The following is a 26,601-nucleotide window of genomic DNA, read 5'->3' as shown; positions in this document are numbered from 1 at the left end:
GGCGTCAAGGGCTTGACCCTAGGCCTCCTTGCTCATGCCATATTTTTTCATCTTCTCTACCAGGGTGGTACGCCGCATGCCGAGCAGATCGGCGGCCCGGGCCACCACCCCCTCCTGGGACTCCAGGGCCTGGCGGATCAGCTCCACCTCCAGGTCGGCCAGCATCTCCTTGAGATTGACCCCCTCCTGGGGAAGCTGCATCAGGTTGCTGCCCGACGCACCGACCACCAGCTCGGGGGGATCCTGGAACACGGCGGCCAGGGCATCGCGCTCATCCATCTCGGTCAGGCGCGCATCTCGCGGCTCACAGGGCAGCAGGCGGTAACGGCTCGGCAAGTCGGCGACGTCCACTATCTGCTGGGGATAGAGGATCAGCAGGCGCTCGAGCAGGTTGGAGAGCTCGCGCACGTTGCCGGGCCAGGGGTACTGCATCAGGGACTCCATGGCGCGCTGGGTCAGACGAATGAAGCCCTGGTGCTGCTCCGAGTGGCGATTGAGCAGCTCTTGCAGCAGCAGCGGGATATCATCGGCCCGATCCCGCAGCGGCGGCGTCTCTATGGGGAAGACGTTGAGGCGGTAATAGAGATCCTCGCGAAACTCCTGGGTGCGGATCATGGCCTCCAGATCCCGGTGGGTGGCCGCAATGATGCGCACATCCGCCTGGATGGGTTTGCCGCCGCCGACCCTGTCGAACAGCCGCTCCTGCAGCACCCGCAGCAGCTTGACCTGCATCGGCATCGGCATGTCCCCTATCTCGTCGAGAAAGAGGGTGCCCCCCTGAGCCAGCTCGAAGCGGCCGCGCCGCGCCGCGATGGCGCCGGTGAAGGCGCCCTTCTCGTGGCCAAACAGCTCGCTTTCCAGCAGTTCGGCCGGGATGGCGCCGCAGTTGATGGGCACGAAGGGGCCGTCGGCACGGCCGGAGAGTTCATGGATGGCGCGGGCCACCACCTCCTTGCCGGTGCCGGACTCGCCGAGGATCAGCACGTTGGCATCCGTCTGGGCCACCTGGCCGATGAGGCGACGCACCTCCTGGATCCCCTTGCCCTTGCCCACCAGCAGGCGCAGCAGGGTCTGCCCCTTGTCATGGGTCTGCTGTCTGGGATGCAGGGAGACGAACGCCTGACAGAAGTGCAGGTGCCGGGTCAGGGATTCGTAGGAGAAGGGCGCCTCGGCCACACCGATGAAGTTGCTGTTGGGCAGCTCGGTTTCGACCAGGGAGACGAAGGGGGTACGGGGATACTGCTCGAGCAGCGTGCTCAAGGGACGATCCGCCAGCTCGCCTATCAGCACCCCTTGCAGGGGGCTCGACGCCTCTATGGCCATGTCCAGATCCGCGGGAGCCACCTCCTGCCAGGGCAGTCCCATGAAGGAGAGCACTGTGCCCAGCTGCTGGCGTCTAGCGACATCCGAATCCACTATCAGCACGCCCATTGCCATCATAACCTTCCCTCTCGACCATGTGTTTTTGTTATACCCGTCCATGCCCTGCCAGGGGAGCCATGGTCACAAGGCGCACAAACTGCCAAAATTCCGGCGCCTTGTCAAAAACTGTCGCGCCAGAGTGTGTCCTGGCAAGCATAGTCGCAACAAGAGTATTCAATCAGATCCTTTTCTGTGGTCCGGCCTCAGGGTTCCAGCGTCTGTTTGAGGCTCGCGTAGCGGCACTCGGGAAAACGGGTGCAGGTCAGAAACTGCTTGCCGGCATAGGGGCCCTTGCGCGCCTCGCGCGCCTGCAAGGGGGCGGTGCAGCGGGGACAAGCATGGGGTGCTGCCGCCGGTTCGGCGGAATCGGCCTCCTCTTCCCCGGGCAGGGCGCTGAAGGTGGCCAGGGGCGCCTCGTCTTGCGCGGCGAGCGGCGCGGCACTGAGCGGTCCAAGGGCTGGGTCATGCTGCGGCGCCCGCTCGTGGCGCTTGCCCCTGACCCGCACGGCAGGGCGTGGCGACGGCCGCTCCTCCCGCCCTCCGGCCCTGGGGGTCTCCTCCAGCTCGACCGATGCCAGGGCATCGGGATTGAAGGTGGGTTCGCGCCGCTCGCCCCCGGGGGAGAGCGGCGTCTCCAGGGACGCCTCCTCCTCGGCCAGCAGGGCCAGCACCCTCTCCTTGAGCTCCTCCAGATCCCCCTGCTCGCCCCCTTCCAGCACCAGCAGCGGCAGGCTGGCGCGCTCGCACAGGGCCATCAACCAGCGATCCCGGCTCGGCCGACGCTTGCCCTGCCCCGGCGCCAGTCGCTCCAGGGCGCAGAGCAGGGAGAGATCCTCGGGATGACAGAGCAGATAATCAAACTGCCTGTCCCCCAGGGCCTGCAGCTGCTTTTGCCACTTGCCCTTGCCGACCCCCTTGCCAGGTTGCAACACATCCTTGAGCCGGACGTGGGTAAACAGCCTGACCTCCCCCTGCAGCAGGGTCTGCAACGCATCGAATTCACGGTGGCGCTCGGGGGACATGAGTGTCTCTTGCAGGGTGCAGGAGACGACCCTGGCACGGCGGGCACGCCAGATCAGCAGGACAAGAACCAGGGCCAGCAGGAGCAGGCCGGGCAACAGCAGGGCATTCATGGATGGAACAATCCGACAGTCATAAAGAGGGGCATAATATTACCACAGCCAGACGCGACAACCCCTATCCCTCATGCCAGTGCCACCGGGACGCGGGGCAGGCAGAAGAATTTCGGTTTTGCCCCCGCCAGGGGGTTCATCTGGCCTGCAACGGCAGGCACAATGACATGGACTCACACACAAGGAGAGCAGGATGCAAAAGCAATTGGTAGTCACCGTCATCGGCACGGACAGACCCGGCATAGTGGAAGAGCTGGCCTCCCTCATCAGCGCCCAGGGGGGCAACTGGCTGGCCAGTTCCATGAGCGAGCTGGCCGGTCAGTTTGCCGGCATCCTCCAGGTCGGCGTGGACGAGAGTCACTATCGCCCCCTGTGCGAGGCCCTCTCCCTGCTGGACGGGCTCAAGGTGAGCTTCGCCGAAGGGGTGCTCGGCGCCGAGCCGGAACGCCAGCTGATGCTGACGGTCACCGGCAATGACAGACCCGGCATAGTGCACGAGGTGGCGAGCATATTGCGCCAGCTCGGGGCCAACGTCATCGATCTGACCACGGGCTGCGAGGCCGCCCCCCACTCGGGTGCGCCCCTCTTCTATGCCCATACCCTGGTCTCCCTGCCCCAGGGCCTCGCGCTCTCGACCCTGATCGAATCCCTGGAGTCCCTCTCGGACGACCTGGTGGTCGACATCGATCAAGACGCGGAAGATTGATGGGGTCGTCATTAAATTGTCATAAAAACGTCATCTAATGAGGCCCATTCACCCATGGGATGGGATAAGCAGAGGCATAGATGAGCACCGACAAGTTGTATGAAGAGAAAGAACTGAGTTGGCTCTCTTTCAACGAGAGGGTATTGCAGGAGGCGATGGACAAGACGGTACCGCTCATCGAGCGGATCCGTTTTCTCGGCATCTTCTCCTCCAACCAGGACGAGTTTTTCAAGGTGCGGGTCTCGGAGGTGAAGCGCCGCATCCTCATCAACGAGGTGCACGGCGGCGATGACGACGCCAAGGTGTTGCTGCGGGCCATCCAGCAGAAGGTGATGGCGCTCGGCGAGGCGTTTGACAACACCTACAAGGAGTTGCTGATCGCCCTGGCCCGCCACAACATCTTTCTGGTCAACGAGGGCCAGCTCTCCGAATCGATACAGCAGTGGCTGCGGGTCTTCTTCCGGGAGAAGGTGCAGCGCCACCTCATCCCCATCCTCCTCAACAAGGAGGTCAACCCGGTCAAGTTTCTCAAGGACGAATACACCTACCTGGCGGTAGAGATGAAGAAGCAGGGCCAGGTGATCCAGTACGCCCTGGTGGAGGTGCCCACCGACGATCTGCCCCGCTTCGTGCAGCTGCCCGCCGAGGGCACCCGCCGCAAGAAGCAGATCATCATCCTGGACAACATCATCCGCTTCTGTCTGGACGACCTGTTCAAGGGTTTTTTCGACTACGACGAGATAGCCGCCTACGCGGTCAAGCTGACCCGGGATGCCGAGTATGACCTCTCAGATCAGCTCGACCTCAGCCTGGTGGACAAGATGAGCGACGGCTTGAAGCAGCGGCTCACCGCCATGCCGGTGCGCTTTGTCTACGAGCGGGAGATGCCTGCCGCCATGATAAGCTTCCTCAAGCTCAAGCTGCAGATCAGCTCCTACGACGCCATCATGTCCGGCGGGCGCTATCACAACTTCAAGGATTTCATCGGCTTCCCCAATGTAGGCCGGGACTATCTGGAAAACCCCAAGCTGCCGGCCCTGGAATGCCGCGACTTTGACGGCTTCGTCAACGCCTTCGATGCCATCGCCAGGCAGGACATACTGCTCTACTACCCCTATCACAAGTTCCACCACTTCACCGAGCTGGTGCGCCAGGCGGCGTTCGACCCTGCGGTCAGCGCCATTCGCATCAATATCTACCGGGTCGCCAAGAAGTCGCGCATCATCCACTCCCTCATCGATGCCGCCAACAACGGCAAGAAGGTGACCGTGGTGGTGGAGCTGCGGGCCCGCTTCGACGAGGCGGCCAACATCGACTGGGCCAACATCCTCACCGATGCCGGGGTCAAGGTGGTGTTCGGGGTGCCCAGCCTCAAGATCCACTCCAAGCTCTGCCTCATCACCCGCCACGAAAATGGCGAGGCGGTGCGCTACGCCCATATCGGCACAGGCAACTTCAACGAGAAGACCGCCAAGATCTACACCGACTTCTCCCTGCTGACCCGCAACCCGGACATCACCGCCGAGGTGGAGGGGGTGTTCGAGTACATCGAATATCCGTATCGGCGCTACAAGTTCAACCATCTGCTGGTCTCCCCCATCAACAGCCGACGCCAGCTCTACCGGCTGATTGACAACGAGCTGGCCAACGCCAAGGCGGGCCAGCCCAGCGGCATCACCCTCAAGATCAACAACCTGGTGGACAGAGACCTCATCAACCGCCTCTATGCCGCCGGCCAGGCCGGGGTGCCCATCCAGATGATAGTGCGCGGTATGTGCGCCCTGCGTCCCGGGGTGCCGGGCCTCAGTGACAACATCCGGGTCATCAGCATCATAGACCGCTTCCTCGAGCACCCCAGGGTCATGGTGTTCCACAACAAGGGCAATGTGCAGCTCTACATCTCCAGCGCCGACTGGATGAGCCGCAACATCGACGGCCGCATCGAGGTGGCCACCCCCGTCTATGACGAACGGCTCAAGCAACGCATCCTCGACATCCTCGATCTGCAGCTGAGCGACACCTGCAAGGCGCGGGTCATCGATGCCGAGCAGCAGAACGAGTACGTGAAGCGGGGCAATCGCCGCAAGATCCGCTCCCAGGTCGCGATTTACGACTACCTCAAACGCATCGAGTCAGACCCCCATGGACACTAGTCTCTACGCCGCCGTCGATCTCGGCTCCAACAGCTTTCATATGGTGATCGCCCGTCTCACCGACGGGCGCATGCAGATCATCGACCGGATCAAGGAGCGGGTCAGGCTGGCGGAGGGCATGGACGAGGGGCGCAACATGTCGCCCCAGGCCATGGCGCGGGGCCTCGACTGCCTCGCCCTGTTCGCCGAGCGCCTCACCAACATCAAGCCGGATCAGATCCGCATCGCCGGCACCTATACCTTGCGCCGGGCCAGCAACGCCCGCGACTTCGTGCGCGAGGCGGCCAAGGTGCTCAACCATCCCATCGAGATCATCAGCGGCCAGGAGGAGGCGCGCCTCATCTATCAGGGGGTGGCCCACACCCAGCACCTGGAGGGACGGGTGCTGGTGGTGGACATAGGCGGCGGCAGCACCGAGCTCATCATCGGCGAGGGGTTCTCCCCCCTGGCCCTCACCAGCCGCAAGATGGGCTGCGTCAGCTTCACCCAGCAGTTCTTCCCCGCCGGCAAGCTGGGGCCATCCCAGTTCGAGGCGGCCGTGCTGGCGGCCCGCCATCAGCTCGACCCGGTGCGGGAGCAGTACCGCACTCTGGGCTGGCAGAGTTGCCTCGGCAGCTCGGGCTCCATTCGCACCGTTCATGACGTCCTGGTGCAGGAGGGACTGACCGAGGGGGGCATTACCCGGGAGGCGCTGGCGCGCCTGAGCGGGCGCATCCTCGGCCACAAGAAGGTGAGCGCCCTCAGGTTCGATGGCCTGCCCAGCGAGCGCCAGGAGGTGTTCGTCGCCGCCGTCGCCATCCTTACCGCCCTGTTCGACGCCTTGCCCATCGAGCGAATGGATTACTCCGATGGCGCCCTGCGCGAGGGGCTGCTCTACGAGTTCGAGGAGCGGCTGCAGCACCACGACATTCGCGAGCGCACCGCCCTGGCCCTGGCGAGCCACTACCGCATCGATGGCAGTCAGGCGGCCCGGGTCGAGGCCAGCGCCCTCGCCCTGTTCGATCTGCTGGCCCCCGACTGGCAGCTCGAAGCCGATCCCTATCGCGCCATCTTGCGCTGGGCCGCCCAGCTGCACGAAATAGGCCTGGCCATCAACTACGGCGGCATCCATCGCCACTCGGCCTATATCCTGGCCAACACCGATCTGCCCGGCTTCAACCAGGATGATCAGAGCCTGCTGGCGGCCCTGGTCCGCTTCCATCGCAAGTCCCTCAAGCTGGGGGATCTGCCCCCCCTGCCCAACCACGACCAGCAGGCGGTGCTGCGCTGCATCCGCATCCTGCGCCTGGCGGTGGCCGCCAACCACAGGCGCCTCGATGGGCTGCTGCCCCCCTGGCAGGCCAAGGCCCGGGGAGAGAGCCTCACCCTCACCCTGCCCGCCCCCTGGTGCGAGGAGAATCGCCTGCTGATGCAGAACCTGGAAAAGGAGCAGGCCTACTGCGCCGAGCAGGGCTGGCGGCTCGACTTTCAGCTCTCCTGACGTGCCGCCATGACGACACAAGGCAGCCCCTGGGCTGCCTTGTGTCGTTGCTTGCCGTCCGTCAGTTGAGTTCGGGCAGGATCAGCTTGGCAATCTCGAAGTAGATGATGAGGCCGGTGCCATCCACCAGGGTGGAGATGAAGGGGGCCGACACCACCGCCGGATCCATCCGAAGGCGGCGCAGCAGCAAGGGGATGATGGAGGCGACGATGGCGCTCCACAGCACGATGGCGATGATGGTGAGGGTCACCACCAGGCCCACCTCCATGCCGACCCCCAGGCTCCAGGCCCGTACCCAGGCCGCCAGGGCGATGGCCGCCGACACCAGCATGGCGGTGGAGATCTCCTTGCGCAGCACTGTGCCGAGATTGCGCAGGGAGACCTCCCCCACCGCCATGGCCCGCACCAGGGTGGTGGTGATCTGGGTGCCACTGTTGCCGCCGGTGCCGATCAGGAGCGGAATGAAGAAGGCCAGGGCGATGGCCGCCTCCAGCTGCTCCTCGAATGCCCGCAGCACAGTGCCCGTGTAGGCCTCGGCCACGAACAGGATCAGCAGCCAGGCAATGCGCTTGCGCCACAGCTGCCAGGGGGTGGCGTGCAGATAGGGGATATCGAGGGGGGACGAGCCGCCCTGCAACTCGGCATCCTCAGTGGATTCGAGCTCCAGAATGTCGGCGGCATCGTCCAGGTGGAAGATGCCAAGCAGACGACCATCGCACTCCACCGGCAGGGAGAGCAGGTCTCGCTCCACCAGAATCCGGGCCGCCAGTTCCTGATCCATGCGGGCGTCGAGGCGGATGAGATCGGACTCCATCAGCTCGCCGACCCTCTGCTCGGGATCGGCCACCAGCAGCGCCTTGAGGGAGAGGGCGCCCAGCAGCCGCCCCTCCTCGTCCATCACATAGATATCCTGAAACACCTCGGCATTGTCCCAGGCGTCATGGGTGCGCTGCCGGGCGCGGGCGATGGACTCCTCCCCCTTGAGGGTGAAGAAGTCATGGCGCATATGGGCCCCCACCGACTCGCTCGGCCAGCGCAGCAAGCCCTCGAGCTGGGTGGCCACCGCCTGGGGCAGGTTCGCCATCAGGGTGGCGCGATCCCGCTTGCCGAGGCTGCGCACCATGGCCAGCAGATCCCGGCGTACCACCTTGGCCTGTGCCAGGGCCAGCACGCTCGGGTGCAGACGCAGCAGGAGCCGGGCGCCGCAGCGGGTGGCGAGCATGGAGAGCAGACGGGCGCTTCTCGGACCCAGAGTGTCGAACAGGCAGTTGAGCTCTTCCTGGCGCAGGGCGAGCAGTTGATCGGCCCGCGCATCCGGGGCCAGCTCGTTGTCGAGCCAGGCTTCCAGGCTCGGCAGGTCGAGCAGTTGATGGCGGTTCAGTAACAGGTGTGTTTTCTTCATCACGAATGAGCCTCTGTGGTCCCGGCGCACCGGGCTATCCCGTGGCGGGATGGGCAGACAAGAAAACAGCAATTGATGGACGAGATATCGGCAGGAAATGACGCCGTTCGGCGTGTCATCATCCCCACGTGCCAGCTTTAGCACTGCATAACGTATCCGGCATGCCGGAAGCCACTTGGGTTGACACCTTAATCCGATGAAAACTGTCCTGATCCTGGGCGTCTCTCGACGTCGTGAGATCAGTGGCCTGTGTTTATGCAGGAGCCTCGCCTAACGAGATGCTGCGAACAGACAGGCCGGTGTCATGCACCGGCCTGCTCGAGAATGGTCGGCCAGAGCCGGCCTGGAGTCAAACGATATGAGCCTTTATTAACAATCCCTTACAACTCCGCCTTGGCCGGGGGTCAGCGGATGTAGTCAAACAGGGTCAGCTTGCTGATGTTGCTGAACGCCTGTTGGGAGGCGCTCATGGCGGCGTTCTCCTTGGAGAGAGCGGAGATCACCTCATAGAGATCGATCTCCGAAACCTTGGCCCTGGCCTGCTGGTTGAGGGTGTCGAGCCCGGTGTTGGAACTCATCACCTGCTCCAGGCTGTTCATCCGCCCCCCCAGGCTGCCAATCCCGGTATCCACCCGCTGACGGGCATTGCCGAGGTGGATCTGGGCATCTTGCGCCTTCAGTTGAAAATCCCCATTGGAGAGGCTGGGGTCGCGCAAGGCATTGATGAAGTCGGAGATGCCGTTGAGTATGTTGTCATTTTTCGGCTTGTCGAGGGAGAACTCCTGCACCGTGCCCGCCGCCTGATCCAGGCTGAGGGTGAGGCCGTTGAAGTTGATCTCTCCCCCCGCCACATAGTCGCCATTTTGCAATACAGTACCGCCCGGGTCCGTGATCTGGTAGCTGTCCGGCGTCCCCGCCACCGTGGTGACCGTGTACTTGTTGCTGGCCAGGGCGCTGTCGTAGCGGGTGCGGTAGAAGTTGTCGAACTGGCCCTGATCGCTCACCTTGACCTGGATGTTGGCCGTGTCGGCGCTGGCGGTGCGCCGGGTCGGTATCGTCTCGAACAGATCCTGACCCGAGTCGTTGGCGGGGATGCGCACCGTGGGGGAGACCTGGATCTCCCGCTGGCCCGTGTCCCCCTGGAACGCATAGTTGCCGTCGACGTCCTTCACGAACGGCTGGTTCTTGCTCTGGTTGCCGCCGAAGATGTATTCCCCCTGGGAGTTCCGGCTGTTCATCAGATCGAACATCTGCTGCTGCAGCCCTTCCAGCTCCTTGGCCACCGACTCCCGATCCGCCTGGCTCAGGGCGGAATCGTTGGATTTTTGCATCAGGGTCTGGGCGCTGAGCATGGCCTCGTTGATGGAGGTGAGTATGGTCTCCTCATGTCCCAGGCTGTTCTCCAGCAGGCTGCCGTTGACGCTGTACTGCTGGAACAGGTCGATCTCCTTGGTCAGCGCCATCTTCTGGCCCATGCCGGAGGGGTCCTGGCCCGCGGTCTTGAACTTGTTGCCGGAATAGAGCTGCTCGTAGGCGGTATTTTGCCGCTCCGTCGCCGCGCTCAGGGAGGAGAGCCCCCGGTTGTACATCATGTTGGTGGTGATACGCATGGCTTACCTCACGGATGACAACAGGGTGTCGAAGATGGTTTTGGCGGTGGTCACCACCTGGGCCGAGGCGGCATAGGCCTGCTGGAAGCGAATGAGATTGCCCGCCTCCTCGTCCAGGCTGACCCCGGAGACACTCTCGAATATCTCGCTGCTCTGTTGCAGCTTGCCCTTGTTGGCCAGCATCTCGGTATTGGCCTGGCTGGTCTTGTTGCCCAGAGCGACCACCAGCCCTGTGTAGGCCTCGTTGAGGGTCATCTTGTCGTTGCCGCTGGCGGCGCTGCTGCTCTTGCGCACCAGATCCTTGTTCTGCAGCTCGGCCAGGGCCAGGCCGTTGGCGTTGTCGGAGAAACCGTTCTGGTTGTAGCTCAGGGTAAAGCTGTCATTGGCGGCAACCTGGCCCGTGATGCTGAATTCGTAGCCGGGGTCATTGCCGGGATCCCCATAGACCTTGGGACCGCCGAGGGGGTTTTCGAGGGCGGCCATCAGGTTCTGGCCCTTGCTGCTGGCGGGGGCCACCCCGATCAGGGTGGTGCCGTCGCTGCCATAGACCTCGTAGTTGCCGCTGGCGTCTATCTTGACCACCTGCGGTGCATTCGGATCCAGACTGTTGCTGGCAAAGCCCGAGCCCGCCCCCGTGTTGCCGATGACGCCGAGGACGATGGTGGCCGAGCCATGGTTCTGGCTGCTCTTGTCGGCCTTGAGCGGGGAGGCCAGCGCCAGATCCTCGGCGCGGTTGATCAGCTTCTCCAGACCCGCGGCCGCCTGCTTGGTCGGTTGCAGCAGGATCTTGTCCCCCGCCGCCGGAGTGCCGGAGAGATCCAAGGAGATGCCGTGTCCCGGTACCTCGAAGGCGCTGACGGGCACAGTGTTGCCGGTGGCTACCGAGGTGCGCTTGCCGTCGACGCCGATGGCAAACACTTCAAAGTCGGTGGCGCTGCTGAAACTCACCTCGTAATCGAGGGCGGTCACCGCGCTCCCCTTGCCGGGAATGAAGTTGACCGTGGTCGCCCCCGTGCCGCTGTTATTGCCATAGGGCAGCCCCTCGCTGCTGGGCAGGGAGAAGAGATCCCCTCCCAGTTCGTTGTCGAGATCCATCCCCAGCCGGTTCTGCTGGTTCATGGCATCCCCCAGGGCTACCGCCAGCTGACCCAGCTCGCGCTTGGTGGGCTCCAGATCGCGGCGGGCGGCGAACAGGCCGCCCAGGCCACCCCCCAGAGTCTTGTTGTCTATGCTGGTCTGACTCTTGCCCAGGCTGAGTTGCAGCTCCTTGTCCCTGGAATCGGGATCCCCGGGGACGACGCTGAACTGGGCGACCGAGCCATCAAGCACCAGGGAGTGACCCGTGCTCATGTTGACCAGGACGCTGCCGTTGGGCTGGGTGACGGTGCGGATGTCCATCTTGGCGGCGAGCTGGGCGATGGCGTCGTCGCGCTGATCGTAGAGCATCAGGTTCTCTTCCGCCGTGCCCTGGGTACGCACTATGGCCTTGTTGATCTCGTTGATGTTGTTCAGCAGGCTGTTGACATGCTTGGTCTCGTCGTCGATGCGATCGTTGATGACGTCGCTCTGCTTGTCGAACTGGGACGAGAGGGTGTGAAAGCGATTCACCATGCTGGTGAGCTCGGTGAGGGTGCTGGCGCGCGACCCCAGATCCGCCGGCGATTCGTTGGCGGTGTGGAATCCCTTGAAGTAGGCGGTAATGGCGGTGCCGACGCTGTTGCTGGTGTCCCCCAGCAGGCTGTCCACGGTGGAGAGTTGCTCGAAGCGCATGGAGGAGGCGCTGAAGGCGGAGGTATCCCGGCGCAGTTCGCCCTGGGCATACTGGTTGATCACCCGCTCGCTCATGCTCTCGCCGGTGCCAAAGCTGATGGCATTGGTGTAGATCAGGGTGCGTTCACGCACATAGCCCTGGCTGTTGACGTTGACGATGTTGTTGCTGGTGGTCTGCAGCAGCTTCTGATGCGCCAGCACCCCAGATGTTCCTATCCCAAGCAGATCGCTTGCCATGCTTTACAGCTCCGTCTCTGTGTACTGGGCAATGGGCCCACTGCGCAATACCTGTTTCAATTTACTGGCGTACTGGGGGTCGGTGGCGTATCCGGCCTGCTGCAGCGCCTCAAAGTAACGATCCGGGCTGTCCACCTTGGCCAGGGCCCCCTTGTAACGGCTCCCTGACGTCAGGAAGTCGACATAGTCATTGAAGCTCTCTTCAAACGATCCATAGGAGCGAAACGCCGCCTTCTGGCGCGAGGCCACCCCTTGCTCGTACTCCAGAGTGCTGACCACGGCCTTGTCACCCTGCCAGCGCGGATCCGCCTTGATGCCAAACAGGTTATGGCTCATCTGGCCGTCACCATCCTTGATGACCCGCTTGCCCCAGCCGCTCTCCAGAGCCGCCTGGGCCACCAGCACCGCCGGGCTCAGTCCCAGCTTGTCGGCCGCCTTCCTGGCCAGGGGCATCAGCTTGCTGACGAAGTCACTCGGTGACTCGAAGGCGGTGATGGCCCCGCCTGCCTGGCTGCCCTGCTCCGCTTTGGGCCCCATGGGGGGCACGCTGCGGGCCCGCCTGCCTGCCGTCTGCTCGGTCAGGGCCGTCTCATTCATCTCCTTCTCAGCAAAATCCTTGCCAACTTTGGAGGCTTCAATCAGGCCATGTTCGCCGGACGCCGGAGCCACATAGGGCTTGTAGACCCGCTCGGTGCGCTGGGGCAGCTTGAGGACGCGGCCATCCTCGTGCTTGAAGCTGTCGGGGGAGAACTGCTTGACCACCATGTCGGCCAGCCCCAGTCCCCCCTTGCCGGACATATCCGACACCCGCTGCTGGTCGAGCATGCCCTCGTAGAACTGGGTGTAGCTGCTGCTGAAGGGGTTGTCCGCGGTCAAGGACTGGCTCGCCTCGCGCATCCCCTTGAACAGCATCTGGCTGAAGATGGACTCGAACTGGCGGGCCGCCGACTGGAGCGCCTGTTGCTTGCCCTCCTTGCTCATGCTCATCTGGCGCAGCTTGTCCAGGTTCTGGATATCCTGCACCATGCCCAGATCCACGCCTTTATTGTCGATATTCGCCATCTTGCCTACCTTCTTTGCCGCCTGTGGCAACCCCTTGCCGGGTGACCCTGCCTGTTTGCCCACTACATGACCGACTGCCCGCCACCCTTTACAGAATGACCGGCTGACCCTCGATGGCTCCTGTCCGATACCGCAGCAGGGCCATCGCCTGGCTCAACCCGGTGCCACTTACAGAATGACCAGCTGACCCTCGATGGCCCCTGTCCGATACCGCAGCAGGGCCATCGCCTGGCTCAACCCGGTGCCACTTACAAAATGACCAGCTGACCCTCGATGGCTCCTGCCTGCTGCAGGGCCTCGAGGATGGCCATCAGATCCCCCGGGGCTATGCCCACCTGATTCACCGCCCGCACCAGATCGTCCAGGGTGGCGCCGGTGTCGAGCTTGAACATGCGCCCGTCTTCCTGCTGCACATTGATGGTGGAGTTGTTGGTGACCGCGGTATCCCCGCCCGCCAGGGGGTTGGGCTGCGAGACCTGCTGGTTCTCGGCGATGGTCACCGTCAGGCCGCCGTGGCTGATGGCCGCGGGTTTGAGCCTGACCTGGCTGCCGATGACGATGGTGCCGGTACGGGAGTTGACGATGATCTTGGCCGCCTCGGCACCCGGATCCACCTCCAGGTTCTCTATGGTGGCGAGATAGGCGACCCGTTGACCCGGATCCCGCGGGGCGAACACCTTGACCGAGGTGGCATCCAGCGCCTGGGCCGTGTTGGGGCCCACCAGGTTGTTGATGGAGTCCGCCAAACGGCGCGCCGTGGTGAAGTCGGAACGGTTGAGGTTAAAAGTGATGGTGTCCCCCTGGCTGAAGGAGTTGGGTACCTCGCGCTCCACGGTGGCGCCATTGGCGATGCGACCCACGGTCGGGGTGTTGATCACCACCTTGGAGCCATCCGCCCCCTCGGCCCCCAGGCCGCCGACCACCAGGCTGCCCTGAGCCACCGCATAGACCCGGCCATCGAGCCCTTTGAGGAAGGTCTGCAGCAAGGTGCCGCCTCGCAGGCTCTTGGCCTCACCGATGGCGGATACCGTCACGTCTATGGTCTGGCCCGGCTTGGAGAAGGGGGGCAGATCGGCGTGAATGGCCACCGGCGCCACGTCCTTGATCTTGGGCTTGATGTTGTCCGGCACCTTGATGCCGAAGTTGTTGAGCATGGTGCGGAAGGTCTGCTCGGTGAAGGCGTTGTTCTTCTCGCCGGTGCCGGGCAGGCCCACTACCAGGCCGTAGCCCAGCAGCTGGTTGCTGCGCACCCCCTCCACCGAGCTGATGTCCTTGATGCGGGCGGCGCTGGCCGCCTGGGGCAGCAGGGTGAAGAGGCAGCACAGGCACAATACGCTGAGTCGTTTCATGGGAAGTCCTAGCACTAGAGCGGCCACCAGGGACCATTGAAGAAGCTGGTCAGCCAGCCCTGCTCCTGGGTATTGGCCAGATCCCCGGTACCACCGTAGTGGATGCGGGCATTGGCCACCTTCTGGGAGGAGACAGTGTTGTCCGAAGTGACATCTTCGGGGCGGATGAGACCCGTGATGCGGATGTATTCGTTGCCGTTGTTGAGCATGATCCACTTCTCGCCGCGCACCACCAGGTTGCCGTTGGTGAGCACCTTGGCCACGCTGACCGAGATGCTGCCCTGCAGGCTGTTGCTTTGATCCGCCTTGGCCTGTCCCTTGAATGCGCTGTCCTGGCCGATGGAGGCGGACATGTTGTAGGCACCGGCTGTGATGGGCACGCCCCCCAAGCTCACCGGATCCAGGTTGAACTTGTTGTCCTTGCCGGTCTGGGTGTTGGCCTTCTTCGAGGCGGAGGTTGATTCCGCCAACTCTATGGTGATGATGTCGCCAACCTTGTGGGCCTTGATGTCCGAATAGATGCCATTGACCTGGTCGGGCTGAAAAATGGCGCCGGTCGGTCGCACCGAGACCGGCTCGGACTCGCCATAGACGGGGGCGAAATCGGGGTCGTCCGGCTTGGCGGTATTGAGGGTGCTGGTACAGCCCCCCAGCGCCAGCAGACTCAGCATCCAGATGGTTTTCATCACGAGGCTCCCGTTACAGCCGTTGGGTCAGGTAGGACATCATGGAGTCCACCGCCGAGATCACCTTGGAGTTCATCTCGTAGACCCGCTGGGCCTGAATGAGGTTGACCAGCTCTTCGGTGACGTTGACGTTGGAGACCTCCAGCATCCCCTGCTTGATGACCCCGAGGCCATCCGCCCCGGCCACCCCTTCGATGGGGGCGCCGCTCGACTGGGTCTCGAGGAACATGTTCTCCCCCATGGGTTGCAGGCCGGAGGCGTTGACGAAGTCGCTGATGTTGATCTGGCCTATCACCTGGGAGGCACCATCCCCCTTGAGCTGGATGGAGACCTGGCCATCCTCCCCTATGGTGACGCTCTGGGCGTTTTCGGGGATCTGGATCTCTGGTTGCAGCGGGTAGCCGTTGCCCGGGGTGACGATGGTGCCCTCGTCATTGAGGGTGAACTGGCCGTTGCGGGTGTAGGCGCTGCTGCCGTCCGGCAGTTGCACCTCGAAGAAGCCTCGGCCGCTGATCATCAGGTCCAGGGAGTTCTCCGTGGTCTGCACATTGCCCTGGCTGAAGCTCTTCTGGGTGGCGACCACCTTGGCCCCCGCCCCCAGCATCAGGCCGGAGGGCAGCTCGGTATCCGCCGAGGAGCGCCCCCCCGGCTGGTTGATGTTCTGATAGAGCAAGTCTTCGAAGATGGCGCGGGATTTCTTGTAACCAACCGTGCTGGCGTTGGCGAGGTTGTTCGAGGTGACGGCGATGTTGGTCTGCTGTGCATCCAGCCCCGTCTTGCCTATCCAAAGTGCAGGATTCATGTCTGGCTCCTAATTAGCTGATACGCAGCAGTTGGGTTTGCGCTTCGTCGTTCTCCTGGGCCGTCTTCATCATCTTGACCTGGGTTTCGAACTGACGCTGCAAGCGAATGAGGTTGGTCATCTCGTCGACCACATTGACGTTGCTCCCCTCGAGCGAGCCGGCAATCAGGCCCACCTCGGCGGAAGCGGGTTCCGGCTGACCATCCTTGCGACGAAACAGGCCATCCTGCCCCTTCTCCACCGCATCGGCGGCCGGACGCACCAGCTTGATACGCTGAAAGTCCTCCGGCAGGCTGGGAGCGGCCCCCTCGGGGCGACCCGTGATGGTGCCATCCCGGTTGATTTCCAGCTTCTCCAGGGGCAGCGGCAAGACGATGGGCCTGCCGGCCTCGTCCACCACATTGAGGCCAGTACTGGTCTGCAGATTGCCGGTGGCGCTCAGCTCCAGGTTGCCCATGCGGGTGAAGGCCTCGCCCCCCTTGCCGTCCTGCACCGCTATCCACCCCTGCCCGTCTACCGCCACGTCCAGATCCCGGCCCGTGGTCGTCAGCATGCCGTGTTGCAGATTCTGGCCGGGGCGCTCCGTCATGGCGAAGACCCGGGTCGGCAGCCCTTCGCCGAACGCCTGCATGGCGCGGGCCTGCTCGAAGTCGGACTTGAAGCCAGTGGTGTTGGCGTTGGCCAGGTTGTTGCCACGCACAGCCAGGCTGTTCATGTTCTCCTTGGCACCGGACATGGCGATATAAAGCAGGTGATCCATGGGATCCTCCGTCAAACAGATGACTCTGACAGGAAGAAAGCAATTAAGGTGCCAACAGCGTGAGCATGTTTTTAACCTATTGATATATAAAGAAAGGGCGCCGAAGCGCCCCTTGTTGAACCCGTGTCGCCGCCCGTCAGCGGATCTGCAGTATGGTCTGCTGCAGCGAGCTGTTGATCTCCAGGGAACGGGAGTTCGCCTGGAAGTTGCGCTGGGCTGTGATGAGATCCACCAGCTCAGAGGTCAAATCCACGTTGGACTGCTCCAGGGCCGAGGACTTGACTGAACCGAAGGTGCCCGAGTTCGGGGTGCCCGGCAGGCCATCCCCGGAGAGCAGGGACTCGCGCCAGGAGGTATCGCCAATCTGGGTCAGCCCCTGGGGGTTGGCGAACTTGGCCATGGCCACCATGGCCACCTTGACGGTGGTGGCGTTGCTGTAGGTGGCGGAGACGATGCCGTCCGGGGTGATCTCCACCTTGGTCAGCCGGCCCACGGTCGAACCATCCTGGGTCAATTTATTGACTTCAAACGGCGACGAGTACTGGGTCACGGTACCGAACTTGATCTCTATCTCCTGAGTCGGATCAGCACCGTTGTCGATGACGCCGGCCCCCGGGGTACCCAGGGCCACCGTCTTGATGGTGGCCGGGGTGATGGTGTTGACCTTGCCATCGGCATTGAAGGTGATGTTGGCACTCAGGGGCGGCGTGGCCAGGCCCCCCGCCGGGGTGGTCGGGTTGCCACCGGCGATGTCGATGGGAGTATCCCCCTCGTACAGGTACATGCGCCAGGAGGTGGGGCTGGCAGCCTTGGTGGGATCCAGGGGGTCGGCATCCTTGACGAAATACTGGGTGATGGTGTGAGGCTCGCCCAGGGAGTCGTACGCCACCACAGAGGTGGAGGAGGAGTAGGTGGTCGAGTCCTTGGGATTGAAGGTAGCCGGGTTCACCACCTGGGGCGTGGCGGTGGAGGGCAGGTTGAAGCTGGCCTCCACCAGGGTGGTCTGCTTGGGCTCGCCGGCCCGATCCGGGATCTGGATGGGTTTGGTGGCGTTGAGGCTCACCGCCTTGGGCGTGCCGTCGGCGTTGATCTCGTACCCCTGCAGATAGCTGCCGGAATTGTTGACCATGTAGCTGTTTTCGTTGAGCTTGAAGGCACCGGCCCGGGTGTAGGTGCGATCCAGGGCATTGACGCCGTCCGAGGTGACGAAGAAGCCGTTGCCCTGGATGGCGAGATCCAGCGAGTTGTTGGTAATTTGCAGCGCCCCCTGGTGGAACTGCTGCGCCACGGCCCCGGTCGCGACACCATTCCCCACCTGGGTCTTGGAGTTGACGAAGATGGAGTTGGCATAGATGTCGGCAAACTCGGCGCGGGACTCCTTGAAGCCGATGGTGTTGACGTTGGCAATGTTGTTCGCGGTGACGTTCAGGTCTTTCTGAGCCGCATTGACGCCGCTGAGGGCATTGTTGAATGACATGTCTTTCTCCTTAGATCACTGCGTTATTGGTCGCTTTGGGCGTCGAGTCTGTGGTCGACTTGCTGCCCGCACCGGCAATTTCCAATACATCGGTCAGATAGATGCCCCCCAGTCCCTTGAGCTTGAGGGTGCTGGGTGAGCTGGCCGAGCCCAGGGTGACGCTCTCGACCTGGGCGTAGGCCAACACGGGCAGGCTTTCGGATTTGCCCGCCACGGTGGCGCTGGCCTCAATCTGGTATTTGCCGCTCTTGGCCGGGTTGCCATCCTTGTCCAGGCCATCCCAGTTGAAGGCAACGTTGCCCTGATGGGCCCCCTCGATGCCGAACTCCTTGATCACCTGGCCGCTCGCGTCTTTCACCGTCACCTTGATGTTGCTGCCGCCATCCCCGGTGGCGATCACGCCATTGACCGTGCTCCCCTTCTCCAGATAACCGGTATTGGACGGGATCAACACCTCCTGCCCCACCAGGGCCGAGGCCTGCAACGCCTGGCTCGAGGTCATCAGGCTGTTGAGGCTCTCCATCTGGGAGGAGAGACTGTTGATCCCCTCCGAGGTGGACATGGAGGTCATCTGGGACAACATCTGGGCGTTGTCCACCGGCTTGAAGGGATCCTGGTAGGAGAGCTGCATGGTGAGCAGCTTGAGAAACGACTCCTGATCCAGCTCTTTCTTCTGGGTCGTCTTGGTGGTGGAAGCGGTCTGGCTCGAGGTCGTTCGGTTGACGCCAAGCACGCTGTCATAGGTATCTGCCATTTAGGTGCCGCCCCCTGTCAGGACTTGCCGAGATTGAGGGTCTGCTGCAGCATGCGCTTGGCAGAATCGGCAATCTGGACGTTGGTTTGGTAACTGCGCGACGCGCTGATCATGTCCGCCATCTCCTCCACCATGTTGACGTTGGGCTTGAAGATGAAGCCATCCTTGTCCGCCATGGGGTGATTGGGGTTGAACTCCTTGAGCAGCGGCGCCTTGCTCTCGACGATGCCCTTCACCTCGACCCCGACCGAGCCCTGGCTGTCGCTCATGGCCTGATCGAGCTGGGCGGCAAAAACTGGCCGCCTGGCGTGGTAAGTTCCTTCCACGCTGGAGCTGACGCTGTCGGCGTTGGCCATGTTGCTGGCCACGGTATTGAGCCGCACCGACTGGGCGCTCATGGCCGAGCCCGCGATGTCGAAGACCTTGAACAAACTCATTGCTGTGCTCCTTGCAAGGCCTTGAGGCCACTGGCGTTAGGATTCATGTACGGATGGAGGCGCGGCATCACTGCTCTCCTTTCAGGGCTTTGAGCAGGCCGCTTATCTTGCCGTTCATGAATTCGACCGAAGTCTGGTATTCGAGGCTGTTGCGCAAGAATTCGCTGCGCTCCTGCTGCAGATCGACGGTATTGCCGTCGCCGGTATCGGGCTGGAGCGGGTTGCGGTACTGGGTCGTGCCCGGTGCATCCATGTTCAAGGCGAAGTGACGCTCGCTGGTGGTAGCCAGACTGAACCCCTGCTGGTGCTGCTGCGCCTGGGCCATGGCATCGGCGAAGTTGATGTCCCTGGCCTTGAAGCCCGGGGTATCCGCGTTTGCTATGTTGCTGGACAGCACTTCCGCACGCTTGGCGCGCACGCTCAACGTGTATTGATGAACACCAAATGCCTTGTCGAATGAAATTGCCATAGCACACCTCCTGCTTGCTGGATTCTTAGCAAGAGGTGTGCCAAAGGAGGAAGTGAGGAGGGTTATTTGACCTTGTAAACGATGCCCGGGTTGCAGCGGATCATCTCGAACCGGTCGGTGAGACCGGCCAGGGACTCCGAGGCCCCCAGCATCAGGTAACCGCCCGGATTCAGGCTGGCGGCGAACTGGTTGAGGATCTTCGACTTCACCTCGGGGGCGAAGTAGATGAGCACGTTGCGGCAGAAGATGATGTCGAACTTGCCGAGCAGGCTGTAGCTCTCCAGCAGATTCAAGGGGCGAAACGTGGTCAATTTTCTGACACGCTCAGTCACCCGCATCCGGTTGTCGCCACAGGGTTCGAAAAACAGCTTCTTGCGCTCGGGGGAGAGCCCCCGGGCCAGCGCCAGGCTGTCGTAGACCCCCTCCTTGCACTGGTTGAGCATGGTGGTGGAGATATCCGTCCCCACTATCTGCACGCCCCCAGGCAGGGTGCCTGGCCGCTTCATCTGCTGCTCCAGCGCCGTCATGGCGATGGAGTAGGGCTCCTGGCCGGAGGAGGAGGCCGCCGACCAGATCTTGATGGGACGCCCGCTCTTGCCAAGCTCGGGAAACAGCTTGTCGGTGAGCAGCTGGAAGGGATAGCCATCCCGAAACCAGAGGGTCTCATTGGTGGTCATGGCATCGACCACCGCCATCTTCAATTCCCGCTCACGCACGTTCATGGCGCGGGTCACCAGTTCAGACAGACTCTCGATGCCAAACTGAGCCATCAAGGGGGACAGGCGGCTCTTCACCAGATACTGCTTGTTGTCGCCCAGCACAATTCCGCTCTGCAGCGCCAGAAAGCTGCTGAATTGCTTATATAAGTCGTCTGACAGTGTCTTCATGTATCCACGCTTCTTGTTTTAGAGTGCGCCCTGAACGGCCTTGGCCAGCTCATCGGGCTGAAACTTGGCGATGAAATTGTTCGCCCCGACTTTCTGCACCATGGCCTGGTTGAACACACCACTGAGAGAGGTGTGCAGGATAACATGTAAATCCTTCAGGCTGGGATTGTTGCGGATCTCGGCGGTGAAGGTGTAGCCATCCATCTCCGGCATCTCTATGTCCGAGATGACCAGGGCAATCTGATCCTTGATGGGGCCATTCTTGGCCATCTCCAGCAACATGTTGAGGGCCTCGCGGCCATCTTTTGCCAGCACGCACTGCACGCCGATGGCATCCAGCGCCCGCTGCACCTGCTTGCGCGCCACCGAGGAGTCGTCGGCCACCAGCACGGGGCGACCCTGGGTGTTGTGCTCCACGCTCGCCTGCACCAGATCCTGACTCACCTCGGTCGAGACGGGGGAGATCTCGTTGAGGATGCGTTCCACATCCAGGATCTCCACCAGCTCGCCATCCACCTCGGTGACCGCCGTCATGTAGTTGATGCGCCCCGCCCCCTTGGGAGGCGGCAGGATGGACTCCCAGTTCATGTTGATGATCCGTTCGACCGAATGGACCAGGAACCCCTGGATGGAGCGGTTGTACTCCGAAATGATGATGAAGCACTTGGAGAGATCGGCGATGGGGCGCTTGCCCATGGCCATGCTGAGGTCGATCACCGAGATGGTCTGGCCGCGAATGTGCGCCACACCACGAATGCAGGAGTTGAGCTTGGGCATGACGGTCAGAGGCGGGCACTGCAACACCTCGCGCACCTTGAAGACGTTGATGCCAAATCTTTGACGTCCATTGAGCCGAAACAGCAGCAACTCCAGGCGATTTTGCCCGACCAGTTGCGTCCGTTGGTTTACCGAGTCCAGAATACCGGCCATACACACTCCCTAAAAACGTCTGGCATTAATCATGCATGAGATGCATGCGCCATGTTGGCTCGCGCCAGAGGATTGCCGACCCCAGGCGTCGGACCTGGCGCAAGCATAGTTAACATTGGTCATATACGTCATTCACTTATCGACCAGCGGACGAAAATGATTAACAGACTTTTGCTCATCTCCTTGCTCCTTGGCGGGGTCGGCTCTGTTCGAGCCAGCGACGTCAATGCCGGGCTGCAAACCCGGGCGGAAGAGTTCGTACGCGATCAGCTCTCTCTCCCCCTCGATGCCAGGGCCCAGATCAGCGCCGCCAGCATAGATGAACGGCTGCAACTCAGCGCCTGCGACCAGGATCTGGAGATCAGCCTGCCCGCCAGAATGGAGATCCGCCGCAACACCACCCTCTACCTCCAGTGCCACGAGACACCGGGCTGGGATCTCTATCTGCCGGTACGGGTCAGCATCCAGAAACCCTACATCACAGTGGTGGAAGCCATCGCCAAGGGAGACATCCTCGGCCGCAACCAGCTGGTGCAGGCCTATGAGGATCAGACCCTGATCCGCGGCGACTATGTGCAAGACCTGGAGGCGCTGGTCGGCACCCGCAGCAAGCGCGAATTGAGGCCGGGTCAGCCGGTGCGCCTCAACCAGATCTGCGTGGTGTGCAAGGGAGACCAGGTCACCCTCATCGCCGAAAACAGTAGCATGCAGATCAAAACCATGGCCCGCGCCTTGCAAGATGGCAGCTTCGGCGACATGATCAAGCTCATCAATACCCGCTCCGGCAAGACGGTTCAGGGCAAGGTGAGCTCAGTCGACACCGTCATCGTCACCTTCTGACGGATTTTTTTGGGTATTTTTCCTAAAGTTCCGGCAGGTTAGACCGATAACCGGGATAAGCAGGCAGCAAAGCGAACAAGGTAACCAAGATGGCTATTAACAATATCAACAACTTGGCGGGTAACCGGGTACAAAATACCGGTAACAGCCAGAGCAGCGTGGCCAAGTCGACCAGCGGCGGACAAGACGCCCGCGCCCCCCAGGTCAAGGTCGATTCAGTCTCCCTGACCAGCGAGGCGCAACAGTTGCAACAAGTACAGAAAAACCTCAACTCGGCATCGACCGGGAATGAGAGCCGGGTGGAGAGCCTGAAGCGGGCCGTGGCCAGTGGTGACTACCAGGTCAACAGTCAGGCCGTTGCCAAGAAGATGTTCAGCCTGGAAGCCCAGCTGGAGAAAACCCTGGGATGATGGACCTGGCTGAGCTGCTGCAACGACAGCATGATCAGCTCGCCCAGATGCAGGCGTTGCTGACCGAAGAGTTTGCCCTGCTCACCCAGCGCCGAGCCCTCGAGCTGCCTCCCCTGGCACAACGCAAGCAACAGCTGCTTGGCGCCATAGAGGCGCTGGATGACACTCTTACCCAGCAGCCGGATCTCCCTGCCCAGCTCGCCAGCCAGCCGGATCTCATGGCCCGGATCACCGACAGCCTGGCCGCCTGCCAGCAGCAAAACGACATCAATGGCCGCCTGCTGGAGCTAAGCATGGTCGCCAATCGCCGTCTCGCCGGTTTCCTGAGCCAGCTGCGGGATCGCAACTCTCTCACCTATGATGCCAAGGGCAACACCCGCTCAGGCACCCGCTCCCCCGCCATCAAGGCCTGATCGCCGGGGCGGCGCGCCAGCCCCCTGCCCCGATCCCCGTCTCCTCGTACCGTTTGCCGACAAGCCCTCTTGCCAGACACCCTCTCTGTGTCAGCCCCCGGCCAGTGACAGCCGCTGCAACAGCCGCCCGTCCTGCGCCGCCCGCAGGCTCAGCTCGCCCCCTTCATAACAGACCAGGCTGGCGGGCAGATCGCCCCTGGGGAAGCAGATTGAACCCGGGTTGACCCGGATCCGCACCGCTTCCCCCAGGCCGGTGCGGGTCAGCTCGGGCAGATGGGTGTGGCCGCTCAGATAGAGGCTGCCGCCAGGCAGGGGCACCTCGTCCGGCCGATAGAGATGGCCGTGGCTCATGAACCAGCGCCGTCCGTCCACCAGCAGCTGGTTGTAGGGGGCCAGCATGGGAAACGCCAGCAGCATCTGATCCACTTCCGAGTCGCAGTTGCCCCGCACCGCCAGGATCCGGCTGGCCATGGCATTGAGGCGCTCGGCCAGGGCCGCCGGCTGATAGCCTTCCGGCACCGGGTTGCGCGGGCCATGGTTGAGCAGATCCCCCAGCAACAGCAGATGGTCCGGCTGCCAGGGGGCGAGCCAGTCCATGACCTGGTCGAAGGCCGTCAGGCTGCCATGGAGATCGGAGAGGATGGCGAGTCTCATTGGTCGGCTCCCTGGGAGGTGGCGAAGTAGAGGTCCTTGCTGGCGATCGCCCCCTTGAGGTTGGCGGTGGGCAGACCCCGCAGCCGGGGATCCACCAGCCGCGTCTGGTGGTAGTGGTAGAGGGGGATGACGGGGACATCCAGGGCCAGCAGCGCCTCCGCCTGCCGATAGAGCCGGACTCTGCGCTGTTCGTCCAGGGTGGCGGCAGCCCGCCCCAGCAGCTGATCATAGCGGGGGTTGCAGTAGCCGCTTTCGTTCTGCGGATCCTGGCAGCGCAGGGCATTGAGCATGGCGGAAGGATCCACATAATCTCCAAACAGGAAGGTGCGCGCCACCGTGAAGTCGCCGCTGTCCTTGGCCACCTGATAGGCATCCCACCCCAGAGGTTGCAACTCCACCTCGACCCCCAGGGGTCGCCACATGTCGGCCACCGCCTGCGCCATGCGTCTGTGGTGCTCGGCGTCGTTATAGGTGAGGGTCAGGCGCAGGGGATGGGCCGCATCTATGCCCGCCTCCTTGAGCAAGCTGGCCGCCATGGCCGCACGGCTGGCGGCACTGGCGTGTGGATCAGGCAAGGCGACATAGCCAGGCATGTCCGGCAACAGACCCCAGGCAGGCCGCTCCCCCTGGCCGCTAACCGCGTCGGTCAGCCGTTGGCGATCGACAGCCAGGCTCAGGGCCTGACGCACCCTTACGTCCCGCAGCTCGGGTTTGCCCAGGTTGAAACTGTAGAGGTAAGTGCCCAGCAAGGGCTGACCCCAGAGCCGTTCGGGATGGCTGATCCTGACCTTGTCATAGTACTCCTGGGAGACCCGGTTGCTGAGCTGGAGCGTCCCCGCCTCGTAGCGCTGACGCTCCGCCTGCTGGGAGGCGAGGGGCAGGTAGCTGACCCTGTCTATCCGGCTGTGGGCGTCGTTCCAGTAGGCGGGATTGCGCTCGACCTCCAGCCGCTCCTGGGGTCGCCACGCCACGAGCCGGTAGGGGCCGTTGCTGACCAGATGGCCGGGCTGGGTCCAGCCCTTGCCATATTCGGCAATCGCTTGCCGCGGCACGGGCACGAAGGGGCGCTGGCTGATGAGCCGCAAGAAATAGGGCACGGGCCGCTCCAGGGTCACCTTGAGGATCTGATCCCCCTCAGCCATCACCCCCAGGCTTTCCATCTCCAGGGCCCCGGCATAGATGGCGCCGGCGTTGTTGATCCCGGCGGCCAGCAGCAGGCCCGCCGAGGGGGACGCCAGGGCGGGATCGAGCAGGCGACGCCAGGCGTAGACGAAGTCCTCGGCCTTGAGGGGCGCCCCGTTGGACCAGCGCAGATCGGGACGCAGGAAGAAGCGCCACTCCAGACCATCCTGGCTCTGCTCCCACCTCAGCGCCTGGGCGGGCACTATCTTGCCCTCCCCGTCTTCGCTCACCAGCCCCTCGAACAGGTCGGTCAGGATCACTTCCCCGGGAAAGCCGCTGCGGATCAGGGCCGGATCCAGGGACTCAGGCTCGGCCCCGTTGCCCCTGGTGAGAGTCTGGGGCTCGCTCGGCGCCTGGCCGGGCGACAGCGGTTCGGCAAGGGCGCCGTGACCGAAGCAGGAGCCCAGCAGCAGGCCGCACAACAGGGAGGAAACCCGGCGCCATGACGCCGGGCGGGCAAGGGGGTGACACATACGACTGACCTCTTTTCACAATGCACGACCAACAGAAGGGGAAGGCCGACGGCGCGCCTGATGATGAATGCATGATGCCGTCCTTGTTATCCCCGAAAACGCCCCGTATTGTATCGGGCTTGCCCCGCGGAGGGAGTCCTGCGGGCTGTTTTTTTGGGAGTTTTTATGGGTTACGAATGGCTGGCACTGGCCGCCGCCAGTTTGTGGGCGATTGCGGCCCTGATTTCGGTCAAACCGGCCCGCCACCTGGGCGCCTTTGCCTATAGCCGCTGGCGCATGTTCCTGGTCAGCCTGATGCTGGGAGGGGCCAGCCTGGCGAGCGGCGGCTGGCAGAGTCTTGACGCCGGCGCCGTGCCGCTGCTCATCCTCTCGGGCCTCATCGGCATCTTCATCGGCGATACCGCCCTGTTCGCCTGCATGAACCGGATGGGACCCAGGCGCAGCGGCCTGCTCTTCTCCTGTCATGCGCTTTTTTCCGCCCTGCTCGGACTCTGGTTGTTTGACGAAACCCTGACCGGCTGGCGCCTGGTCGGCGCCCTGCTGGTATTTGGCGGCGTCATGCTGGCCATCCTGTTTGGCCGCCGCGGCCAGTCCCACGACTGGGAGCAGGTGCGCGGCCCCATCGCCATCGGCATCGGGCTCGGCCTGACCGCGGCCCTGTGCCAGAGCCTGGGAGCCATCATCGCCAAGCCGGTGATGACGGGCGGCGACGTGGATCCCGTCAGCGCCTCCGGGGTGCGCATGGCCAGCGCCCTGCTGGCCCACTGCGTGCTGCGCCTGCTGCGCCTGCCCCTCGCCATGCCACTCAACCCCATCAATCGCCCCATCCTCGCCATGATTGGGGTCAACGGTTTCCTGGCCATGGCCCTGGGCATGACCCTCATCCTGGTCGCCCTGCGTCAGGGGGATGTGGGCATGGTGGCCATCCTCTCCTCCACCACCCCTGTGGTTCTGCTGCCACTGCTGTGGTGGCATTCGGGCCAACGCCCCAGCCTGCCCGCCTGGGCCGGTGCCCTGCTCGCCACCCTGGGCACCATACTGGTGCTGGGCATGAGTGGTAACCATTAGGCCTTTGCCCCAAGTACCAGCAAAAACGGCGGGGG

General features: G+C 63.0%; 25 protein-coding genes and 1 riboswitch. Of the genes, 7 read left to right on the top strand and 18 right to left on the bottom strand.

The features are described 5' to 3' along the window. Positions 1 to 18: 18 nt before the first annotated feature. Both BN1119_RS07935 and BN1119_RS07930 read right to left on the bottom strand, forming a co-directional pair. The gene (locus BN1119_RS07935; protein ID WP_041996230.1) at positions 19 to 1,440 is read right to left on the bottom strand and encodes a sigma-54 dependent transcriptional regulator; all 1,422 of its coding nucleotides are present in this window, start codon (positions 1,438 to 1,440) and stop codon (positions 19 to 21) included. A gap of 185 nt (positions 1,441 to 1,625) precedes the next feature. Beyond that, positions 1,626 to 2,555 (bottom strand): DUF2726 domain-containing protein, encoded by a 930-nt coding sequence (locus BN1119_RS07930; protein ID WP_052448037.1) that lies wholly within the window; start codon positions 2,553 to 2,555, stop codon positions 1,626 to 1,628. Positions 2,556 to 2,748: 193 nt separating this feature from the next. On the opposite strand from BN1119_RS07930, the gene BN1119_RS07925 reads away from it, so the two are divergent. The 3 genes from BN1119_RS07925 to ppx all read left to right on the top strand — a co-directional run bounded on the left by BN1119_RS07925 (position 2,749) and on the right by ppx (position 6,894). After that, complete coding sequence (locus tag BN1119_RS07925; protein ID WP_041996227.1) at positions 2,749 to 3,261, top strand: glycine cleavage system transcriptional repressor; 513 nt, start codon at positions 2,749 to 2,751, stop codon at positions 3,259 to 3,261. Positions 3,262 to 3,341: 80 nt separating this feature from the next. Next, entirely contained in the window at positions 3,342 to 5,414 is a 2,073-nt protein-coding gene (gene ppk1 / locus BN1119_RS07920) for a polyphosphate kinase 1 (RefSeq protein WP_041996224.1), read from the top strand. After that, positions 5,404 to 6,894 carry an exopolyphosphatase gene (gene ppx, locus BN1119_RS07915; RefSeq protein ID WP_041996222.1) on the top strand — a complete coding sequence of 497 codons (1,491 nt, stop codon included), beginning with the start codon at positions 5,404 to 5,406 and terminating at the stop codon, positions 6,892 to 6,894. Before ppk1 ends, ppx begins: the two co-directional genes overlap by 11 nt. A gap of 61 nt (positions 6,895 to 6,955) precedes the next feature. Here ppx and mgtE read toward each other — a convergent pair whose 3' ends face one another. The 14 genes from mgtE to BN1119_RS07845 all read right to left on the bottom strand — a co-directional run bounded on the left by mgtE (position 6,956) and on the right by BN1119_RS07845 (position 21,526). After that, a complete protein-coding gene (gene mgtE / locus BN1119_RS07910; protein ID WP_041996220.1) occupies positions 6,956 to 8,296 on the bottom strand; it encodes a magnesium transporter in 1,341 nt (446 codons plus the stop codon). 115 nt (positions 8,297 to 8,411) lie between these two features. Beyond that, a riboswitch (M-box (ykoK) riboswitch) is annotated at positions 8,412 to 8,581 on the bottom strand. 119 nt (positions 8,582 to 8,700) lie between these two features. After that, positions 8,701 to 9,906 (bottom strand): flagellar hook-associated protein FlgL, encoded by a 1,206-nt coding sequence (flgL, locus tag BN1119_RS07905; protein ID WP_041996218.1) that lies wholly within the window; start codon positions 9,904 to 9,906, stop codon positions 8,701 to 8,703. 3 nt (positions 9,907 to 9,909) lie between these two features. After that, entirely contained in the window at positions 9,910 to 11,913 is a 2,004-nt protein-coding gene (flgK, locus tag BN1119_RS07900; protein ID WP_041996216.1) for a flagellar hook-associated protein FlgK, read from the bottom strand. A 3-nt stretch (positions 11,914 to 11,916) separates the two neighbouring features. Further along, on the bottom strand, positions 11,917 to 12,975 hold the full coding sequence (flgJ, locus tag BN1119_RS07895; RefSeq protein ID WP_041996214.1) for a flagellar assembly peptidoglycan hydrolase FlgJ: 1,059 nt from the start codon (positions 12,973 to 12,975) through the stop codon (positions 11,917 to 11,919). A 248-nt stretch (positions 12,976 to 13,223) separates the two neighbouring features. Beyond that, the gene (locus BN1119_RS07890; RefSeq protein WP_041996211.1) at positions 13,224 to 14,324 is read right to left on the bottom strand and encodes a flagellar basal body P-ring protein FlgI; all 1,101 of its coding nucleotides are present in this window, start codon (positions 14,322 to 14,324) and stop codon (positions 13,224 to 13,226) included. Positions 14,325 to 14,338: 14 nt separating this feature from the next. Next, on the bottom strand, positions 14,339 to 15,010 hold the full coding sequence (gene flgH, locus BN1119_RS07885; protein ID WP_041996208.1) for a flagellar basal body L-ring protein FlgH: 672 nt from the start codon (positions 15,008 to 15,010) through the stop codon (positions 14,339 to 14,341). A 13-nt stretch (positions 15,011 to 15,023) separates the two neighbouring features. After that, positions 15,024 to 15,812, bottom strand: a complete 789-nt coding sequence (flgG, locus tag BN1119_RS07880; RefSeq protein ID WP_041996206.1) for a flagellar basal-body rod protein FlgG — start codon at positions 15,810 to 15,812, stop codon at positions 15,024 to 15,026. A 13-nt stretch (positions 15,813 to 15,825) separates the two neighbouring features. Further along, on the bottom strand, positions 15,826 to 16,572 hold the full coding sequence (locus BN1119_RS07875; RefSeq protein WP_041996202.1) for a flagellar basal body rod protein FlgF: 747 nt from the start codon (positions 16,570 to 16,572) through the stop codon (positions 15,826 to 15,828). 136 nt (positions 16,573 to 16,708) lie between these two features. Continuing rightward, positions 16,709 to 18,049: a flagellar hook protein FlgE gene (gene flgE, locus BN1119_RS07870; protein ID WP_041996199.1), complete on the bottom strand. Its 1,341-nt coding sequence runs from the start codon at positions 18,047 to 18,049 to the stop codon at positions 16,709 to 16,711. 10 nt (positions 18,050 to 18,059) lie between these two features. Further along, complete coding sequence (locus BN1119_RS07865) at positions 18,060 to 18,803, bottom strand: flagellar hook assembly protein FlgD (protein WP_041996197.1); 744 nt, start codon at positions 18,801 to 18,803, stop codon at positions 18,060 to 18,062. A 17-nt stretch (positions 18,804 to 18,820) separates the two neighbouring features. Further along, positions 18,821 to 19,240, bottom strand: coding sequence for a flagellar basal body rod protein FlgC (gene flgC / locus BN1119_RS07860; RefSeq protein ID WP_041996194.1), 420 nt, complete (start codon positions 19,238 to 19,240; stop codon positions 18,821 to 18,823). 67 nt (positions 19,241 to 19,307) lie between these two features. Further along, a complete protein-coding gene (flgB, locus tag BN1119_RS07855; protein ID WP_041996190.1) occupies positions 19,308 to 19,709 on the bottom strand; it encodes a flagellar basal body rod protein FlgB in 402 nt (133 codons plus the stop codon). A 62-nt stretch (positions 19,710 to 19,771) separates the two neighbouring features. After that, positions 19,772 to 20,596, bottom strand: coding sequence for a CheR family methyltransferase (locus BN1119_RS07850; protein WP_041996187.1), 825 nt, complete (start codon positions 20,594 to 20,596; stop codon positions 19,772 to 19,774). 18 nt (positions 20,597 to 20,614) lie between these two features. Beyond that, a complete protein-coding gene (locus tag BN1119_RS07845; protein ID WP_041996185.1) occupies positions 20,615 to 21,526 on the bottom strand; it encodes a chemotaxis protein CheV in 912 nt (303 codons plus the stop codon). Positions 21,527 to 21,760: 234 nt separating this feature from the next. Between BN1119_RS07845 and flgA the strand changes: the two genes are divergently transcribed. The 3 genes from flgA to BN1119_RS07830 all read left to right on the top strand — a co-directional run bounded on the left by flgA (position 21,761) and on the right by BN1119_RS07830 (position 23,189). Beyond that, complete coding sequence (gene flgA / locus BN1119_RS07840) at positions 21,761 to 22,366, top strand: flagellar basal body P-ring formation chaperone FlgA (protein ID WP_041996590.1); 606 nt, start codon at positions 21,761 to 21,763, stop codon at positions 22,364 to 22,366. Between the two features lie 89 nt (positions 22,367 to 22,455). Continuing rightward, on the top strand, positions 22,456 to 22,776 hold the full coding sequence (gene flgM, locus BN1119_RS07835; RefSeq protein WP_041996183.1) for a flagellar biosynthesis anti-sigma factor FlgM: 321 nt from the start codon (positions 22,456 to 22,458) through the stop codon (positions 22,774 to 22,776). Beyond that, positions 22,773 to 23,189, top strand: coding sequence for a flagella synthesis protein FlgN (locus BN1119_RS07830; protein ID WP_041996181.1), 417 nt, complete (start codon positions 22,773 to 22,775; stop codon positions 23,187 to 23,189). Before flgM ends, BN1119_RS07830 begins: the two co-directional genes overlap by 4 nt. A 90-nt stretch (positions 23,190 to 23,279) precedes the next feature. On the opposite strand, the gene yfcE is transcribed toward BN1119_RS07830, so the two are convergent. Together yfcE and BN1119_RS07820 are read right to left on the bottom strand one after the other, a co-directional pair. Continuing rightward, positions 23,280 to 23,843, bottom strand: a complete 564-nt coding sequence (yfcE, locus tag BN1119_RS07825) for a phosphodiesterase (protein WP_041996179.1) — start codon at positions 23,841 to 23,843, stop codon at positions 23,280 to 23,282. Then, complete coding sequence (locus BN1119_RS07820) at positions 23,840 to 25,498, bottom strand: peptide ABC transporter substrate-binding protein (RefSeq protein WP_041996176.1); 1,659 nt, start codon at positions 25,496 to 25,498, stop codon at positions 23,840 to 23,842. Before BN1119_RS07820 ends, yfcE begins: the two co-directional genes overlap by 4 nt. A gap of 165 nt (positions 25,499 to 25,663) precedes the next feature. Between BN1119_RS07820 and BN1119_RS07815 the strand changes: the two genes are divergently transcribed. Beyond that, complete coding sequence (locus BN1119_RS07815) at positions 25,664 to 26,566, top strand: DMT family transporter (RefSeq protein ID WP_041996173.1); 903 nt, start codon at positions 25,664 to 25,666, stop codon at positions 26,564 to 26,566. Positions 26,567 to 26,601: the final 35 nt, after the last annotated feature.

This window comes from Aeromonas bivalvium, from assembly GCF_000819765.1.
Classification (GTDB): domain Bacteria; phylum Pseudomonadota; class Gammaproteobacteria; order Enterobacterales; family Aeromonadaceae; genus Aeromonas; species Aeromonas bivalvium.
Note: the sequence above shows the minus strand (reverse complement) of the source record. Positions and strands in the feature narration are given on the sequence as shown.

Coding starts and splice junctions, on each gene's coding strand:
- BN1119_RS07935 (WP_041996230.1), bottom strand. CDS start 1,440: ATGATGGCAATGGGCGTGCTGATAGTGGATTCGGATGTCGCTAGACGC.
- BN1119_RS07930 (WP_052448037.1), bottom strand. CDS start 2,555: ATGAATGCCCTGCTGTTGCCCGGCCTGCTCCTGCTGGCCCTGGTTCTT.
- BN1119_RS07925 (WP_041996227.1), top strand. CDS start 2,749: ATGCAAAAGCAATTGGTAGTCACCGTCATCGGCACGGACAGACCCGGC.
- ppk1 (WP_041996224.1), top strand. CDS start 3,342: ATGAGCACCGACAAGTTGTATGAAGAGAAAGAACTGAGTTGGCTCTCT.
- ppx (WP_041996222.1), top strand. CDS start 5,404: ATGGACACTAGTCTCTACGCCGCCGTCGATCTCGGCTCCAACAGCTTT.
- mgtE (WP_041996220.1), bottom strand. CDS start 8,296: ATGAAGAAAACACACCTGTTACTGAACCGCCATCAACTGCTCGACCTG.
- flgL (WP_041996218.1), bottom strand. CDS start 9,906: ATGCGTATCACCACCAACATGATGTACAACCGGGGGCTCTCCTCCCTG.
- flgK (WP_041996216.1), bottom strand. CDS start 11,913: ATGGCAAGCGATCTGCTTGGGATAGGAACATCTGGGGTGCTGGCGCAT.
- flgJ (WP_041996214.1), bottom strand. CDS start 12,975: ATGGCGAATATCGACAATAAAGGCGTGGATCTGGGCATGGTGCAGGAT.
- BN1119_RS07890 (WP_041996211.1), bottom strand. CDS start 14,324: ATGAAACGACTCAGCGTATTGTGCCTGTGCTGCCTCTTCACCCTGCTG.
- flgH (WP_041996208.1), bottom strand. CDS start 15,010: ATGAAAACCATCTGGATGCTGAGTCTGCTGGCGCTGGGGGGCTGTACC.
- flgG (WP_041996206.1), bottom strand. CDS start 15,812: ATGAATCCTGCACTTTGGATAGGCAAGACGGGGCTGGATGCACAGCAG.
- BN1119_RS07875 (WP_041996202.1), bottom strand. CDS start 16,572: ATGGATCACCTGCTTTATATCGCCATGTCCGGTGCCAAGGAGAACATG.
- flgE (WP_041996199.1), bottom strand. CDS start 18,049: ATGTCATTCAACAATGCCCTCAGCGGCGTCAATGCGGCTCAGAAAGAC.
- BN1119_RS07865 (WP_041996197.1), bottom strand. CDS start 18,803: ATGGCAGATACCTATGACAGCGTGCTTGGCGTCAACCGAACGACCTCG.
- flgC (WP_041996194.1), bottom strand. CDS start 19,240: ATGAGTTTGTTCAAGGTCTTCGACATCGCGGGCTCGGCCATGAGCGCC.
- flgB (WP_041996190.1), bottom strand. CDS start 19,709: ATGGCAATTTCATTCGACAAGGCATTTGGTGTTCATCAATACACGTTG.
- BN1119_RS07850 (WP_041996187.1), bottom strand. CDS start 20,596: ATGAAGACACTGTCAGACGACTTATATAAGCAATTCAGCAGCTTTCTG.
- BN1119_RS07845 (WP_041996185.1), bottom strand. CDS start 21,526: ATGGCCGGTATTCTGGACTCGGTAAACCAACGGACGCAACTGGTCGGG.
- flgM (WP_041996183.1), top strand. CDS start 22,456: ATGGCTATTAACAATATCAACAACTTGGCGGGTAACCGGGTACAAAAT.
- BN1119_RS07830 (WP_041996181.1), top strand. CDS start 22,773: ATGATGGACCTGGCTGAGCTGCTGCAACGACAGCATGATCAGCTCGCC.
- yfcE (WP_041996179.1), bottom strand. CDS start 23,843: ATGAGACTCGCCATCCTCTCCGATCTCCATGGCAGCCTGACGGCCTTC.
- BN1119_RS07820 (WP_041996176.1), bottom strand. CDS start 25,498: ATGTGTCACCCCCTTGCCCGCCCGGCGTCATGGCGCCGGGTTTCCTCC.
- BN1119_RS07815 (WP_041996173.1), top strand. CDS start 25,664: ATGGGTTACGAATGGCTGGCACTGGCCGCCGCCAGTTTGTGGGCGATT.